This is a genomic window from Achromobacter sp. DMS1, assembly GCF_001270295.1.
Genome location: NZ_LHSJ01000075.1, coordinates 1 through 15,247, shown reverse-complemented (window position 1 = coordinate 15,247; position 15,247 = coordinate 1). Strand labels below are relative to the sequence as shown.

Annotated in this window: 6 protein-coding genes and 11 pseudogenes; 8 read left to right on the top strand and 9 right to left on the bottom strand. The window is 69.7% G+C overall.

Annotated elements, in window-relative coordinates; all coding sequences use genetic code 11:
* Nucleotides 1-103: 103 nt before the first annotated feature.
* The 4 pseudogenes from AD428_RS10990 to AD428_RS10975 all read left to right on the top strand — a co-directional run.
* Nucleotides 104-1,481 (top strand): annotated as a pseudogene (locus tag AD428_RS10990) (hypothetical protein); the annotation flags it as partial.
* Nucleotides 1,482-1,516: 35 nt separating this feature from the next.
* Nucleotides 1,517-2,589, top strand: a pseudogene (locus tag AD428_RS10985) (ABC transporter permease).
* Between the two features lie 10 nt (nucleotides 2,590-2,599).
* Nucleotides 2,600-3,547 (top strand): annotated as a pseudogene (locus tag AD428_RS10980) (ABC transporter permease).
* A gap of 160 nt (nucleotides 3,548-3,707) precedes the next feature.
* A pseudogene (locus AD428_RS10975) lies at nucleotides 3,708-4,989 on the top strand (amidohydrolase family protein).
* Here the strand turns inward: AD428_RS10975 and AD428_RS10970 are convergent.
* The 5 genes and pseudogenes from AD428_RS10970 to AD428_RS10955 form a co-directional block, all read right to left on the bottom strand.
* Nucleotides 4,964-5,347 carry a RidA family protein gene (locus tag AD428_RS10970; RefSeq protein ID WP_053245182.1) on the bottom strand — a complete coding sequence of 128 codons (384 nt, stop codon included), beginning with the start codon at nucleotides 5,345-5,347 and terminating at the stop codon, nucleotides 4,964-4,966. The pseudogene AD428_RS10975 and the gene AD428_RS10970 sit on opposite strands and share 26 nt — an antisense overlap.
* 29 nt (nucleotides 5,348-5,376) lie before the next feature.
* Nucleotides 5,377-5,982 (bottom strand): NAD(P)/FAD-dependent oxidoreductase, encoded by a 606-nt coding sequence (locus AD428_RS28840; RefSeq protein ID WP_255352211.1) that lies wholly within the window; start codon nucleotides 5,980-5,982, stop codon nucleotides 5,377-5,379.
* An 82-nt stretch (nucleotides 5,983-6,064) separates the two neighbouring features.
* A pseudogene (locus AD428_RS28835) lies at nucleotides 6,065-6,499 on the bottom strand (NAD(P)/FAD-dependent oxidoreductase); the annotation flags it as partial.
* 194 nt (nucleotides 6,500-6,693) lie between these two features.
* Nucleotides 6,694-7,071: pseudogene (locus tag AD428_RS10960) on the bottom strand ((2Fe-2S)-binding protein); the annotation flags it as partial.
* Between the two features lie 76 nt (nucleotides 7,072-7,147).
* Nucleotides 7,148-8,365, bottom strand: coding sequence for a sensor histidine kinase (locus AD428_RS10955; protein WP_369798743.1), 1,218 nt, complete (start codon nucleotides 8,363-8,365; stop codon nucleotides 7,148-7,150).
* Between the two features lie 32 nt (nucleotides 8,366-8,397).
* Here AD428_RS10955 and AD428_RS10950 point away from each other — a divergent pair, with 32 nt between their 5' ends.
* A complete protein-coding gene (locus AD428_RS10950) occupies nucleotides 8,398-9,348 on the top strand; it encodes an FAD-linked oxidase C-terminal domain-containing protein (RefSeq protein ID WP_369798742.1) in 951 nt (316 codons plus the stop codon).
* Nucleotides 9,349-9,363: 15 nt separating this feature from the next.
* On the opposite strand, the pseudogene AD428_RS27815 reads toward AD428_RS10950, so the two are convergent.
* Nucleotides 9,364-9,873 (bottom strand): annotated as a pseudogene (locus AD428_RS27815) (amidase family protein); the annotation flags it as partial.
* Nucleotides 9,874-9,885: 12 nt separating this feature from the next.
* A pseudogene (locus AD428_RS27810) lies at nucleotides 9,886-10,185 on the bottom strand (hydrolase); the annotation flags it as partial.
* Between the two features lie 197 nt (nucleotides 10,186-10,382).
* On the opposite strand from AD428_RS27810, the gene AD428_RS10940 reads away from it, so the two are divergent.
* Nucleotides 10,383-11,339: a LysR family transcriptional regulator gene (locus AD428_RS10940; RefSeq protein WP_053245180.1), complete on the top strand. Its 957-nt coding sequence runs from the start codon at nucleotides 10,383-10,385 to the stop codon at nucleotides 11,337-11,339.
* Nucleotides 11,340-11,355: 16 nt separating this feature from the next.
* Here the strand turns inward: AD428_RS10940 and AD428_RS10935 are convergent.
* Nucleotides 11,356-12,293 (bottom strand): annotated as a pseudogene (locus tag AD428_RS10935) (LysR family transcriptional regulator).
* A 151-nt stretch (nucleotides 12,294-12,444) separates the two neighbouring features.
* On the opposite strand from AD428_RS10935, the gene AD428_RS10930 reads away from it, so the two are divergent.
* Entirely contained in the window at nucleotides 12,445-13,437 is a 993-nt protein-coding gene (locus tag AD428_RS10930; RefSeq protein WP_053245179.1) for a Bug family tripartite tricarboxylate transporter substrate binding protein, read from the top strand.
* An 18-nt stretch (nucleotides 13,438-13,455) separates the two neighbouring features.
* Nucleotides 13,456-14,884: pseudogene (locus AD428_RS10925) on the top strand (amidase).
* 64 nt (nucleotides 14,885-14,948) lie between these two features.
* On the opposite strand, the pseudogene AD428_RS10920 reads toward AD428_RS10925, so the two are convergent.
* Nucleotides 14,949-15,247: pseudogene (locus AD428_RS10920) on the bottom strand (LysE family translocator); the annotation flags it as partial.

The following is a 15,247-nucleotide window of genomic DNA, read 5'->3' as shown; positions in this document are numbered from 1 at the left end:
CGTCCATTCCCTCCCGCCCCTTCCGCGCGCCATGCCGCGCATGCTTGCGCATGCGCCCGAGCCGGCGGCGCGGCGCATCCCGTCCCCATACTCTGGAATACCCATGATCTTCGACTGGATCTCCGATCCCACCGCCTGGCTGGGCCTGGCGACCCTGATCGTCCTGGAAATCGTGCTGGGCATCGACAACCTGGTGTTCATCGCCATCCTGGCCGACAAGCTTCCCGTCCACCAGCGCAACCGCGCGCGCCTGATCGGCCTCGGCCTGGCCATGGCGATGCGCCTGGGTCTGCTGGCGGGCATCGCCTGGGTGGTGACGCTGACGCAGCCGCTGTTTACCGTGCTGGACGCGGAAATCTCCGGACGCGACCTCATCCTCATCCTGGGCGGCGCTTTCCTGCTCTTCAAGGGCACGATGGAACTGCACGAGCGGGTGGAGGGCCAGGCCCACCAGGGCGCGCAGAAGCCGCAGCATGCCGTGTTCTGGCAGGTGATCCTGCAGATCGTGGTGCTCGATGCCGTGTTCTCGCTGGATTCGGTGATTACCGCCGTGGGCATGGTGCAGGATCTGAGCATCATGATGATCGCAGTGGTGGCGGCCATGGCCGTGATGATGCTGGCCAGCCGTCCGCTGATGAATTTCGTGGCGCGCCATCCCACCGTGGTCATCCTGTGCCTGGGCCTGCTCCTCATGATCGGCTTCAGCCTGGTTGCCGAAGGGCTGGGTTTCCACGTGCCCAAGGGGTACCTCTACGCCGCCATCGGCTTTTCCATCCTGATCGAGCTCTTCAACCAGCTTGCGCGGCGCAACCGGGCCAGGAGCGCCCATGGCCTGAGCCGGCGCCAGCGCACGGCGCAGGCGGTGCTGAAACTGCTGCGCGGCGGCGGGCCGGCGGGCGCGCAGGGAGAAGAGCTCGCGGCGCTGGTGGAAGGCGAGGGCGCGGCGGAGGAGGGCGCGGCCTTCGCGCCCGAGGAAAGCTCCATCATCGAGCGCGTGCTGGTGAGGGCGGGCGCGACGTGCGCAGCAGCGTGGTGCCGCGCGGCGACATGGTCTGGCTGGACGTGAAAGACACGGCCGAGGACGTGGTGCGCAAATTCGCCTCGGGCCATTCGCGCCTGCCCCTGTGCGCGGGCGACGCGTCCAACGTGCTGGGCGTCGTGCACTTCCGGCAGGTGCTGCCCCTGCTGCGCCTGCCGGGGCCGCCGGACGCGTGGAGCTGGCGCGCGAACCGCGCTTCATCGTGGCCGACCAGCCCACCTGGGGCCTGGACATCGGCGCGGTGGCCTACGTGCGCGAGCAACTGCTCGCGGCGCGCCGGCGCGGCGCCGGCGTGTTGCTGATCTCGGAAGACCTGGAAGAAATCTTCGCCCTGGCCGACCGCATCGCCGTGCTGTGCGGCGGCAGGCTGGTGGCCGTGAAACCCGTGGCCGAATGGACGCCCGCCACCGTGGGCCTGGCCATGACGGGCACCGCCGCCTGAAGCGCGCGCGCCCCAAACACCTGGAACGACCCCGCATGAAATTCATCCTGGAACGCCGCGCCGAGCCCAGCCGCCTCGCGCTGGCGCTGGCCCCGGTGGCGGCCATTCTCTGCACCCTGGCCATCTGCACGCTGCTGGTGGCGTGGGCCGGCGCCCCCGTGGGCAAAACCTACGCCCTGCTCTTCGAAGGCGCGTTCGGTTCGCGCTTCGCGCTGTCGGAAACGCTGACGCGCGCCACGCCGCTGATGCTCACGGGCCTGGCCTGTGCGGTGGCGTTCCGCGCCCGCTTCTACAACATCGGCGCCGAAGGCCAGCTCTACCTGGGCGCGCTGGCGGCCGTGGCCGTGGGCGGCCTGCACGGCGGCACGGGCTTCGACCTGCCCGTGCCCGTGCTTTTTGCCGGCATGATGCTGGCCGCCGCGCTGGCGGGCGCGCTGCTGCTGCTGGTTCCCGCGCTGCTCAAGACCCGGCTGGGCGTGGACGAGGTGGTGACCACGCTGCTGGGCAACTTCATCGTGCTGCTCTTCGTTTCGATGATGCTGGACGGCCCCATGAAAGACCCCATGGCCATGGGCTGGCCGCAATCGGTGGCGCTCAACGGCGATCTGGAACTGGGCAAGCTGATCGCGCGCACGCGCGCCCACACCGGCCTGCTCTGGGCCGCCGGCCTGGCGGCGGGCCTGTGGCTGCTCAACCGCTACACCGTGTTCGGCTTCCAGATGCGGGCGGTGGGTGCCAATGCCCACGCCGCGCGCTTCCTGGGCCTGCCGTCAACCGCGTCATGCTGGGCACCGCCGTGCTGTCGGGCGCGCTGGCCGGCCTGGCCGGCGCCATCGAGGTGGCCGGGCGCACCGGCTACGTCACGCTGGACATGTCGCCCGGCTATGGCTACACCGGCGTGGTGGTGGCCATGCTGGCGGGCCTGCATCCGCTGGGCGTGGTGCTCGCCAGCGTCTTCGTGGCCGGCATGCTGGTGGGCGCGGACAGCATGAGCCGCGCCATCGCGGTGCCCAATTACATCGCCGACGTCATTGTGGCGACGTCGCTGCTGGCCATGCTGGTGGCCACGCTGTTCGCGCAATACCGCCTGCGCCGCAACCCCGCCTGAGGAAACCGCAATGGAATGGATGGATCTGCTGAGTTCGGCGGCTTTCTGGATTGCCGTGCTGCGCCTGGCCACGCCCCTGATCCTGGGCACGCTGGGCGTGCTGCTGTGCGAGCGCGCCGGCGTGCTCAACCTGGGCATCGAGGGCATCATGGCCGCGGGCGCCTTCACCGGCTGGCTGGTGGTGTACCTGGGAGCGCCGCTGTACGCGGCGTGCTGGCGGCCGCGCTGGCCGGCGGCGTTCGGCCTGCTGCATGCGGTGCTGACGGTGCCCCTCGGCCTGTCGCAGCACGTCTCGGGCCTGGGCGTCACCATGCTGGCCACCAGCCTGAGCTACTTCGCCTACCGTGTCACCTTCCCCAGCTTGAACACCCCGCCCACCATCACGCCCTTCGCCGAAATGAAGTTCCTGGCCGGCATCCCGCTGGTCGGGCCCGTGCTGGCCGGGCAGACACCCATGACGCTGCTGGCGCTGGCCGCGGGCGCCCGTCCTGGCCTGGGTGCTGAACCGCACGCCGGTCGGCCTGGCGATCCGCATGGTGGGCGAGAACCCCGCCGCCGCCGAAGGCCAGGGCCTGTCGGTCACGCGGTTGCGCATGGGCGCCATCGTGGCAGGCTCCGCCCTGATGGGCGTGGCGGGCAGCTTCCTGACGCTGGCGGCCTTCAACGCGTTCTTCTTCAACATGGTCAACGGCCGCGGCTGGGTCTGCGTGGCGCTGGTGGTCTTTGCCTCGTGGCGGCCCGGCAAGGCGCTCGCGGGCGCCCTGATCTTCGCCTTTTTCGACGCGCTCCAGCTCCGGCTGCAGCAGGGCGCGCGGCGCTGCCGGGCCTGCCCGAATTGCCCTATCAGGTATACCTGATGCTGCCATACGTTCTGTCCATCCTGGCGCTGGTGGTCATGGCTCGCCGCGCCGCCTATCCCCAGGCGCTGATGAAGCCCTACCGCAAGGGCGAGCGGTAGGGAAGACGCCCCCCAAGCGCCGCGCGCTTTCCCCTCAAGGAAGCGTCGCTACGGACCGGCAGGGCCGGCTGCGTGCGAACCCGCGTGTGGGCGCCGTTTTCATACAACCGGGGTGACACGCATTACCATGAACCACTGAAACCTTCCGCAAGGAACCCGCATGTTCGATCTGATCCTTAGACACTGCTCGCTGCCCGACGGCCGCCAGGACATCGATATCGGCATCGCCGGCGGCCGCATCGCGGCGCTGGAACCGGCGCTGAAGGCCGAGGCCGGCCAGACCATCGACGCGGCCGGCCAGCTCGTGTCGCCGCCCTTCGTGGACGCCCACTTCCACATGGACTCCACGCTGTCCTATGGCCTGCCGCGCGTGAACCAGTCGGGCACGCTGCTCGAAGGCATCGCGCTCTGGGGCGAACTGAAACCGCTGCTCACGCAGGAAGCGCTGGTGGAGCGCGCCCTGGCCTATTGCGACTGGGCAGTGGCGCGCGGCCTGCTCGCCATCCGTTCACACGTGGACGTGTGCGACCCGCGCCTGCTGGCCGTGGAGGCGCTGCTGCACGTGCGCGAGCGCGTCAAGCCCTACCTCGACCTGCAGCTGGTGGCTTTCCCGCAGGACGGCGTGCTGCGCGCGCCCGGCGCGCTCGACAACCTGAAGCGGGCGCTGGACATGGGTGTGGACGTGGTGGGCGGCATTCCGCATTTCGAGCGCACCATGCAGGACGGCGCCGAATCCGTGCGCATCCTGTGCGAGCTGGCCGCCGAGCGCGGCCTGCGCGTGGACATGCACTGCGACGAAAGCGACGATCCGCATTCGCGCCACATCGAGACGCTGGCCAGCCACGCGCACCGGCTGGGGCTGCAGGGCCGGGTGGCCGGCTCGCACCTCACGTCCATGCATTCCATGGACAACTATTACGTCTCCAAGCTCATCCCGCTGATGCGCGAGGCCGGCGTGGCGGCCATCGCCAACCCCCTCATCAACATCACGCTGCAGGGCCGCCACGACACCTATCCCAAACGGCGCGGCATGACGCGGGTGCCCGAGCTGATGGCCGCCGGCGTGCCCGTGGCCTTCGGCCACGACTGCGTCATGGACCCCTGGTACAGCCTGGGTTCGGGCGACATGCTGGAAGTCGCCCACATGGGGCTGCACGTGGCGCAGATGACGGGCCAGGACGCCATGCGGGCCTGTTTCCAGGCCGTGACGGCCGCGCCCGCCGCGATCCTGGGCCTGGAGGGCTACGGGCTGGAAGTCGGCAAGCGCGCCGACCTGGTGCTGCTGCAGGCGCGCGACCCCGTCGAGGCGCTGCGACTGCGCGCCACGCGGCTGATGGTGCTGCGCGGCGGGGCAGGTGGTGGCGACCACGCCGCCCGCCACCGCCACCCTGAACCTGCCTGGCCGTCCCGCCGAGATCAGCTTTCAGCCCCCACGCCGATGAGCACCGGCCGCGCCGCCGCGGTCACGATGATTTCCACCAGCAGTTCCGGCGAGGCCAGCTTGGCCTCGCAGGTGGCGCGCGTGGGCATGAGGCGCGGCGGCAGCCATTCCGCCCACACCGCATTCATGCCCTCGAAATCGCGCTCGATGTCCTTGAGCCAGATTTGCGCCGACAGCAGGCGCGTCTTGTCGGTCTGCGCCTTTTCGAGATAGCGCTCGATCTTGGCCAGCACGTCGCGCGTCTGCTCGGCGATGCCGCCGGGCGCCGACGAGGTCACGCCGGCCACGTACACGGTATCGCCGTGTATGACCACGCGGCTGAGCCGCTCATTGCTTTCCTTGCGCGCGATGTCACTCATGGAGATGCTCCTTGGAAACGGGGCGCCCGTCAGGCGCCGGAAAAACGTTCGATGCGAAACGGCGCGATGGGCAGCTCCGTCTTGCCGGTGGTGATCAGGTCGGCCATGATGCGGCCCACGATGGGCCCCAGCTCGAAACCATGGGCGGAAAAGCCGAACGCGTGGAAAGCCGTCTCGTGGCGGCTGCTGCGGCCGATGACGGGAATCTCGTCCGGCATGGCGGCCTCGATGCCGGCCCAGCCCCGGTTGACCACGGCGTGGCGCATATGGGGAAAAAGGTCGCATACCGTGCGCGCGCCCTCTGCCAGCGAGCGGAAATCCAGTTCGGTCCATTCGGTGTCGCGGTCCACCCACGCGCGCCGGCCGCCGCCGATCAGCACCGTGCCATTGGCGCGCTGCTTGAACGACAGCGGCCTGCCCGTGCCCAGCACGACCGGATCCAGGAAGTGGTCCATGCGCAGCGTTACCAGCATCATGGGGCTGATGGGCTGCAGCGGCACCGGCTCGCCCCACTGCGCGGCGATACGGTCGGCCCACGCGCCCGCGCAGTTGAGAATGCGCGGCGCGGTATAGACACCCGCATCCGTCTCCACCCGCCATTGCCCTGCCTGCGGCAGCACGCTTGCCACCCGCACGCCTTCCAGGAAGCGCGCGCCCCAGGCTGGCCGCCTTGCGGCGGAACGCCAGCGTGGTCCGGTAGGGATCGGCCGCCGCGTCCTCGCGCGCAATCAGCCCGCCGCGCACCGTGGGCGCGATCGCGGGAATCAGCGCCCGCAGATCCTCCGGGCTTATCCACTGCTCGTGGGTATAACCGTGCGCCGTCATGATCTGCAGCCGCTCGCGCAGCGTCTGCGCGTCGGCCTCGTTCTCGGCCACCCGCACCTGCCCATGCTGCTCGAACCCGCAATCGTCGTCCACCAGCTCGCCGATGCGATACCAGAGCTCGCGCGACGCCAGGGCCAGCGGCACCTCCGCCAGGTGCCGCGACAGCGTGCGCACCCCGCCCGCATTCACGCCCGACGCATGCCGGCCCACGTAATTCTTTTCGATCACCAGCGCCCGCACCCCGGCCCGCGCGAGATGCAGCGCCGCCGAGCTCCCGTGCAGCCCTCCGCCGATGATGATGACCTCCGCCGCCCGACTCCCGTCCATACCGTCCTCATCGCATCCGTTTCCGCTGCACCGGCCTCACCCCGCGCCCAACCCTGTCCGCTTCTGGCACACCGCCCCCTTTCCTCGGCCCCCAAGCGGGGGCGCCGGGGATCCGGCTTTGCCGGTCCTCCCGTGCCGCCCCTTGAGGGGGCCGCGTAAGCGGGCAGGGGCGGGCCTATTTATTCTGGATGGGCCTATTTCTTCAGGCGCACCACCGCCTGCCGCGATTCGTCCGTCTGCGGCAGCGAGGCCAGCTCGCCCAACGTGAGCGGCTTGGTCGGGAAGCGCAGCCGGTAGTACCCGACTTCCGGCGTGGGCACGCCGCGTTCCTCGGCGATGATCTCCGACACCGTCAGCCCGCAGAAGCGGCCCTGGCATGGCCCCATGCCGCAGCGCAGGAAAGCCTTCATCTGGTTGGGTCCGCTGCACCCGAGCTTGACGGTTTCGCGCACCTGCGCCGCAGTCACTTCCTCGCAGCGGCAGACGATCGTGTCGCCCGTGGGGCGGCGGAACGCCGCCGGCGCCTTGTACAGCGCATCGAAGAACTCGCGCCCGCGCACGGCCTTCGCCAGGCGGCAGATGTCGCCGAAGCTGAGCGCGGCTGGCGTCGGTGCCGGCAGCGGCGTGGGGGAGAATGACAGGGCACGATCAGGTGCCGTGCGATAGAACGCGGTGGGCATAGAGATAAACGCAATACACGCCTGAAGAGCCCGCAGTATGGGGGCCGCCGCGTTGAATCCGCGTCAAATGGGCGGGGACGCCAGACGGGGGCGCTTGTGGCGGCCCGCGGCGCGCCCGGTCAGCGCAGGCGCAGCGTGAAACAGGTGCCGTGGTCCGGGCCGTCGCGCTGCGATCCGACGCGCAATTCCCAGCCCTGCGCATCGCACACCCGCTTGGCGATGGCCAGGCCCAGCCCGCGGGGAAAATCGCTCTTGTCGGCCGCCGCGCCGGGCGTGTCGCCCAGGCGTCCGCGTAGTAGCGCTGGAAGATGAACGGCAGTTCCTCGGCCGCGATGCCCTGGCCGGTGTCGCGCAGCTCCAGCGCGCGTCGACCGTGAGCCGCGCGGTCAGCGTCGCCGGGGCGGCGTGTTCGATGGCGTTGCGCACCAGATTGCGCAGCACCGTCAGGAGCGCATAGCGGTCCAGCGTGCGCACCGCGTCCGGCGGGACGTGGTGCGGAAGGCGAGTCCGGCGGCGTCGCCTTGCCCTCCAGGCCGCGCCAGGCGTCGTCCATGCAGGCGGCCAGGTCGACTGGCTCGGCGGGCCGGGATTCGTCGCTGGCGATGGCGCGCACGCTTTCCAGGGACGAGACGATGTGGTCCACGTTGGCCACGATCCGTTCCAGGCGTGGCTGCGCGTCGGCGGGCATGGCGGGGTTGAGCTGCATGATCTCGCTGTCGGAGCGGATGGCCGCCAGCTGCGTGCGGGCTTCGTGGCTCAGGTTGGCCGCGAACTCGCGCTCGCGGGCGATGGAGCGGTCGACCTGGTTCTGCACCCGGTTGAACGCCTCGATCAGGCGGCCGGCTTCGTCGTCGCGGGTGATTTCGATTTCGGGCGAACCGGGCGCCCACTCCGAGAGGCGGTTCGTCAGGTCCAGCAGCGGGCCCACGGCGATGCCGGACACCCTGCGCGACAAGGCGTAGGCCGCGATGGTGCAGAGGGCGCCCATGCCCAGCACGATCAGGCCGAATTCGCGCACCCGCGCTTCGTGGTCCGTGGCGTCGTAGAGCACGTAGAGCCTGCCGCGCGCGGTGTCGGCGACCATGACGTGCCAGGTCTCGGCGTCGGGCGCCAGCATGTGCAGTCCGGGCGACATGCCGCGCAGCGGCGCGGGCAGGTCGCCGTTTCGCCGGCGCGGCGCAGCCATGCGCGCATCGTGCCGCCCAGCTCCTGCGCCTGATGCGAGAGCGAGAATTCGGTGTCTGCGTCCAGGCGCTGCGCCACCCGGCTGGTCTCGGCCGTCAGGATCTGGTCGACCAGATCGTCTTCCATCTGGTCGAAGGTGAGATAGGTGAGCAGCACCAGCGTGGCCACGAACACGGCGACGGACCCGGTCAGGGCCCAGACGACGGCATCATCGACCGCATCCGTCCGCTCAAGCAGACCAATTTCGTGCCCACGCTGATCCGGGCCACCAATGATCTGTACCTGCTTTCCTCGGCGGCGACCCACCCGGAGTACGCGGCCAGCGGCGGCGCCCGGACCTTGTCCGACGAGGGGCGGGCCGCTTTGCGCCGCGAATACGGCCTGGGCGCATGGACGGTATCCGGAGCGCTGTATGGCGCCAGCCGGGAGGCCGTCGAGCCGCAGCTCGAGCGCGTCGCGCGTCATTTCCTGGCATTGGGCAAAGGGAGGCGGATCCCGCTGGACGAGGCCGAGCGCATCGGGCCGCTGCACATCGCCATCAATTCCAATACCGGCGTACCGACGGACAGCGAGCTGAAAATGCTGGGCTGGCGTCCCGGCGGCGGCGCGATCTGGCTGTCCGCAGGGTCGCCGGTGGTGGGCGAGGTGGTCAACGGCTTTCAGCGCAAGGCGCGCCGCATCTGCGAGGACCATGGGCTGGAATACCTGCTGTCGAACGTATGCGGCGCGAGGTTCGCGCGCAGCGTCCATGCGATTCTCTATAACCGCGAGGACGCCGCCGAGACGGCGCGGGCCGATGCTTGCTACCGGGCGCTGGGAGAGCTGTTCGCGTCGAGCGGGGTTTTCGTGGGGCGGGCGCCCACGATGTACCACGGGTTCCACCAGGCGCAGCGCATGCCGGAGTTCGTGCGCGCCTGCTCGTCGATCAAGGCAGCCCTGGACCCGAACGGCGTCATCGCGCCGGGCAAGTACGGCATCGAGTAGCCCGCCCGCTCGGCGCTATGCCGCCAGCCCCCGCAGGTCGGGATGCCGCAGGTGCCAGTCCGTGGCGTGCTGGAAGGCGATGCCGATGCGGCAGAGCAGGCCGTCGTCGTAGGGCTTGCCCAGGAGCTGGATGCCGACCGGCATGCCGTGCGCGCCGAAGCCGGCGGGCAGCGCCAGGCCGCAGGCGCCCAGGAAATTGCCGGCGCGCCTGAAGGCGGCCAGCGGCGTGGCCGCTTCGTCAACCTCTTCCAGGAGGCAGGCTTCGAAAGGCAGGGCGGGGGTCAGCAGCGCGTCTGTGGCGGCCATCCAGTCCTTCCATGCCTGCCGGGTCCGGGCATGCTCCTCCATGGCGGCCAGGTAGTCGGCGGCGCTCAGGGCCTTGCCGGCCAGGATGCGCTGGCGCACGTAGGGGCCGAAGGGCTGGGCCGGGTCTTCGATGTAGGCGCGGTGCAGGGCGTAGGCTTCGGCGGCGATGATGCGGCCGTTGCTGAGCATCAGACCGTGGAAATCGAAGGGCACGTGGACCTCTTCCACTTGCGAATCGCGCACGTTCTGGTCGTCCCACGAGTTCATCGAGGTGCGTTCGAGAATCTTGTGGTCGGGGAACACGGCCAGCAGTTCGGGATAAGTATTGCCCGAGAAACTGTCGGTTTCAACGGTGGTGATGGTGGTGGGAATGTTGAAGACCTTGGCCGCCTTGGCCAGGCCCACCACGTTGTTCTTCAGGGTCTGACGGTCGATGGACTGCACGCCGAAAGCCATTTGCGGCTGCTGGTCGATGAAAATGATCTGGCTGTTCTGGGGCGTGAGGACTTCGAGGTATTTGTTGCTGGTCATGGCGATCACCTGCGGGCGGAGAAAAAAGAGGACGCGGAAGTATCCGCATGTGGCGCAACTAGTTTACGTTCGGGAAATTGCGTGGAGAATGCGAAAAACGGAATTCCATGTTTTCCGTTTTTTCGGGAATGCGGCGCGCCTGGATGCCAGAATGGCGTGCTAAAACGCCTGCCTTTTGCGGACTCGGGAAGCGCGCAATGAAGAAACTACCGGACCTGGAAGCCTGGGCGATTTTTGCCAAAGTCGCCGAAACCGGCTCTTTCGCCAAGACCGCGGCGGCATTTTCGCTGTCGCAGGCCACCGTCTCGAAAGCGGTCTCGAGACTGGAATCCCGCATGCAGACCATGCTCATCCACCGCACCTCGCGCCAGCTGTCGCTGACCGACGCGGGCTACGCCGCCATCGAGCGCGCCGCGCGCATCCTGGAAGAAGGCGAGGCGGTGGAGTCCGAGGTCACCGAGCAATCCGGCAGCCTGCGCGGCACCGTCCGGCTCGCCGCGCCCATGTCCTTCGGCGTTTCGCGCCTGGCGCCCATGCTGCCGGGCTTCATGCGCGCCCATCCCGAAGTCGGGCTGGAGATCGAATTCAACGACAAGCTGGTCGATGTCGTCTCCGAACGCTTCGACGCGGCTTTGCGCATCTCCTCGATGACCGATTCCAGCCTCCTGGCCCGCCGGCTGTGCTCGGTGCGCATCCTGCTCGTCGGCGCGCCCGCCTATTTCGCCCGCTACGGGCGGCCCACGCATCCGCGCGATCTCGTCCATCACCGCGCGCTGCGCTACATGTATTCGCGCCACGGGCCGAACTGGCGCTTTCGCCACCCGGTGCACGGCGACCATTCCCTGTCCATGCCCGCCTACCTGCACGTGAACAATGCGGAAGCGCTCGTGCCCGCCCTCAAGGCCGGCCTGGGCCTGGCGCTGCAACCTGAATTCCTGACCTGGAACGAGCTGCAGACAGGCGAATTGGAAACGGTCATGGACGACTGGCTGGTGGACCCGATCTCGCTGCACATCATCACGCCGCCGGGACGCCGCCGTCCGGCGCGGGTGCAGGCCCTCATCGAATACCTGGCCGGGCAGTTGTCGGCGAGCCCTGGGCCAAGGAGGCGCCGGGCCATGAGGCCGCTGGCGGCCGGCGCCGGCCTGCGGTGAGCGCCCCCGGTGCGCTTCAGGGCGTCCGGCGCTGGCAGAAGTCCAGGAACCGCGCCAGCGAGGGCTGCCATTCGCGCGCGCGTTCCCAGGCAACCAGGGTGGGCGGGTTGTGCAGGCCGAGGTCGATCGGCAGGATCGCCGCATCCCCGGCATCGGCCAGCCGGCGCGCCGCCGCGACGGGCAGCATGACCAGGTAATCCGTGGCGCGCACGAATTCGTCGGTCAGCAGGAGGTCGCTCGCCTCGATGCCGCGGGCCGGCAGATCCAGATCGGCTCGCAGGAACAGTTCCGACAGCCTGGCGTGCATCATGGTGCCGGGCCGGGGCCTGCACCACGGCTGCCCGTGCAGGTCGCGCAGCGCGACGCCGTCCGGGACGCCAGCGGCGACAGGCGGGCGTTGGCCACCACCACCAGCGGCTGCGGGGGCGCCAGGCGCAGGCGCCCCAGTTCCGGCGAAACCAGCTTGCTGTCGTCATAGCACACCAGCGCGTCCAGCCCGTCTTCACGGAGCAGGTCCGCCATGGCCTGGAATCCGCCGGTCTGCACGTTGAGCGCGATGCCGGGCTGGGCTTGGTTGAACGCATGGATGAGCGGCGCGAGGATGAGCTTGCCCATGTCGGTCGCCACGCCGACCCGCAGGCCGCCCTGGCTGCCCGAGCGCACCTCGGCGATGATCTCCGCCATCGAACGCGCCCGCGACACCAGCGCTTCCATGACGGGCAGCACCTGCGCGCCCATGGCCGTCGGCCGCCTGCCGTTGCCGGCGCGCTCGAACAGCCTGAAGCCCAGCTGCTCCTCCAGTTCCGCCAGGGTCTTCGAAACCGCGGATTCGCTGACGTTCGCGCGGCGGGCCACTTCCTTGGCGGTGGGCGCGTCCCGCAGGGCCAGGGCGATCTGCAGATGGCGCAGCTTGATCCGGGACGCCAGCGCTTCCACGGTCTTTGGGTTGACCATTTTCTCAACTGAACTGTAAAAAAATTCACTATACGGCAAGTCAAGCAGGGACGATCATGTCCCGATGCCGGAAGCTCGGTCCGGCTGGCGGCTGCGCAACGCGCCGACGGTCCCGCCGCCGCAACCTTGTCCATCAGACGGGAGAATCGCCTTGACCGCCAGACGCCGTATCCATGCCTGCGTGCTCGCCGCCGCCGCGGCCTTCTGGGTTTCGTCCGACGCCGCCGCCCAAGGCGCGGGCGAGCCCGCCAAAGTGGTGAAACTCGTGGTCGGCTATGCGGCCGGCGGCGCGGCCGATGCGGTGGCCCGGGCCTATGCGGAGCGCCTGCAGGCCGCCGGATTCGCCAACGTCATTGTCGAGAACCGGCCCGGCGCATCAGGGCGCCTGGGCCTGGACGCCGTGAAGAAAGCCAAGGCGGACGGGCTGACGCTCTACCTCGGCTCCTCGCCGATGTTCGTGATTTTTCCGCTGACCTACCGCAAGCTGGGTTACGACCCCGATCATGACCTGCGCCCCGTCGCCGTGGTGGCCGACGTGCCCACGGCAGCCGCGGCCGGGGCGAACCAGCCCTACGGCAACATGGCCGAGTACGTGAAATGGGCCAGACAGGCCCAGGGCAAGGCGAATCTCGGGTTGGCCACGCAGGGCAGCCCCGGCCAGCTCGGCACGATCGAACTGGGCAGGCAGAACGGCCTGCAGATCGAGCCGGTGGTGTACCGGGGCGCCGCGCCCATGCTGGTCGATGTGGTCGGCGGCGAGGTTTCCATGGGGTGGGACGCCGTGGCCAGCATGATGCCGCTCTACAGCGGCGGCAAGCTGAAGATCCTGGGCGTGGCCGGCGCCCGGCGCCTGCCCATGCTGCCGGACGTGCCCACGTTGCTGGAGCAGGGGTATCCGCAGTATGAGCACGCGTCGAGCTGGTACGCCGTCTATGCGCCGGCCGGCACGCCGGACGCGGCCGTCGGCGAGCTGGAGCAGGCATTCCTGGCCGCGGGCAAGGATCCGGCGCTGGTCGCCAAGCTGCAGGCCGGCGGCTTCCTGGTGGCGCCCCGGCCCGCCGCCGAGGCCGCGCGCCGCACGCACGCCGAGCGCGAGCATTGGGCTCCCATCGTCAAGGAGGCCGGCATCGTCTTCGACGAATAGCCCGGCCGTCGAGCGCAAATGAGCGATTCCCTCTGGCAGTTGAGTGCCGTCGAAGCGGCGCGCCTGGTGCGCGGCAAGGCCCTGTCTCCCGTGGAACTGGTGCGCGCAGCCATCGAAAGGGCCGAACGCCTGCAGCCGGCCCTGAACTGTTTCATCACGCTGTGCCCGGAGCAGGCCCTCGAAGCGGCGCGCGCGGCCGAGCAGGCGCTCATGCGGGGGCAAGCGCCGGGCCTGCTGCACGGCCTGCCTTTCACGGTCAAGGACCTCGTGAATACCGCCGGCGTGCGCACCACATTCGGCGCCGTGCCCTTTCGCGACAACGTGCCGGCCGAAGACGCCGTGGCCGTGGCGCGGCTGCGCGGGCAGGGCGCGATACTGATCGGGAAGACCACCACGCCCGAGTTCGGCACCAAGTCCATGACGGACTCCCCGCTCTTCGGCCATACCCGCAATCCGTGGAGCCCGGACCGCACCTGCGGCGGTTCGAGCGGCGGCGCGGCGGCGGCGACGGCGGCGGGCGTCACCGCGCTGGCGGTCGCGACCGACGGCGGCGGCTCGACCCGGATTCCGGCCGCCTGTTGCGGCGTGGTCGGGTTCAAGCAGAGCATCGGGGCCATTCCCCACAGCCAGGCGCCCGACGCCATCGGCAACCAGACCTACGTCACGCCCACCACGCGGACCGTCGCGGACACCCGCCTGATGATGGCCGCCATGAGCGGGCCGCATCCCTGCGATCCCTGGTCGATGGGGGGCGCCCAAGACCGACTACCTGGGGCAGGCGGAGTCGCCGGACACCCTGCGCGGAAAGCGCGTGCGCTATTGCGTCGCGCCGCCCGGCCGGCCGGTGGACGCCGACGTGCGGCGCGCCTTCGCGCTCGCGCTCGAGCGCCTGGCCGGCCTGGGCGCGCGCATCGAACCGTTTGACGGCGCCGGTTTCGACGTGGAGCCGGTCTGGCGTGTGATCAACCACACGGTATGGCGCGCGCGCTACCTGCCCCTGATCGCGCAGGCGCCCGACGCCTACAGCGCGTCGCTGCGCCGGCAGATCGAATCCGCGATGCAGTTCAGCGCGGTGCAGTACCAGGAGGCCATGTTTGCGCGCACGGCGCTCTACCGCAAGGTGCAGGCGCTGTTCGACGAGGCCGATCTGCTGGCCATGCCCACCCTGTCGCGGACCGCCGTGCCGCTGGGCACGGACATTTTCGATTCCATCGTCATCGACGGCCGCCAGTGCGCCGATATCCGCGGCCACTGGTATCCGTGGACCATGCTGTTCAACATGACCGGCAATCCGGCGATCAGCGTGCCCTGCGGGCTGGGACGGGACGGTATGCCCGTCGGGCTGCAGCTGGTCGGCCGCTGCCGCGCCGACCGGGAGCTGCTGCTGGCCGCCGAAGCGTTCGAGGGCGCCGGGCCGGGCTGGTCCTGGCCGCCGCAGCCGGAATAGCCTGCGCGGAACCGGGGCCGCGGCCAGGCCGCGGCTGGCGCGCCTGCGCGCTTTCTGTTTCTGTTCACGGGGCGTTGCGGCGGTAGAGCGCAAGCGTGGCGGCCAGACGATCATGGCGCCGCCGCACAGGCGGTTCAGCCACCGCAGCCCGCCGGCGCGCACGCCGCACCAGGCGCGCGCCCAGCGCCGCATAGGCCGTCATCACCGCGACGTTCAGGGGCGGCCATGATGGCGGCCAGCGTGGCGTATTGCGCGAGAAGGCGGCGCGCGCGGGGTCGATGAACTGGGGCAGGAAGGCGGACATGAAGAGCAGCGCCTTGGGGTTGGAGATGGCCACCAGGAAGCTGCGCGACCCGAGGGCCA

Coding starts and splice junctions, on each gene's coding strand:
- AD428_RS10970 (WP_053245182.1), bottom strand. CDS start 5,347: ATGAGTGACATCGCGCGCAAGGAAAGCAATGAGCGGCTCAGCCGCGTG.
- AD428_RS10955 (WP_369798743.1), bottom strand. CDS start 8,365: ATGGCTGCGCCGCGCCGGCGAAACGGCGACCTGCCCGCGCCGCTGCGC.
- AD428_RS10950 (WP_369798742.1), top strand. CDS start 8,398: ATGCGAGAGCGAGAATTCGGTGTCTGCGTCCAGGCGCTGCGCCACCCG.
- AD428_RS10940 (WP_053245180.1), top strand. CDS start 10,383: ATGAAGAAACTACCGGACCTGGAAGCCTGGGCGATTTTTGCCAAAGTC.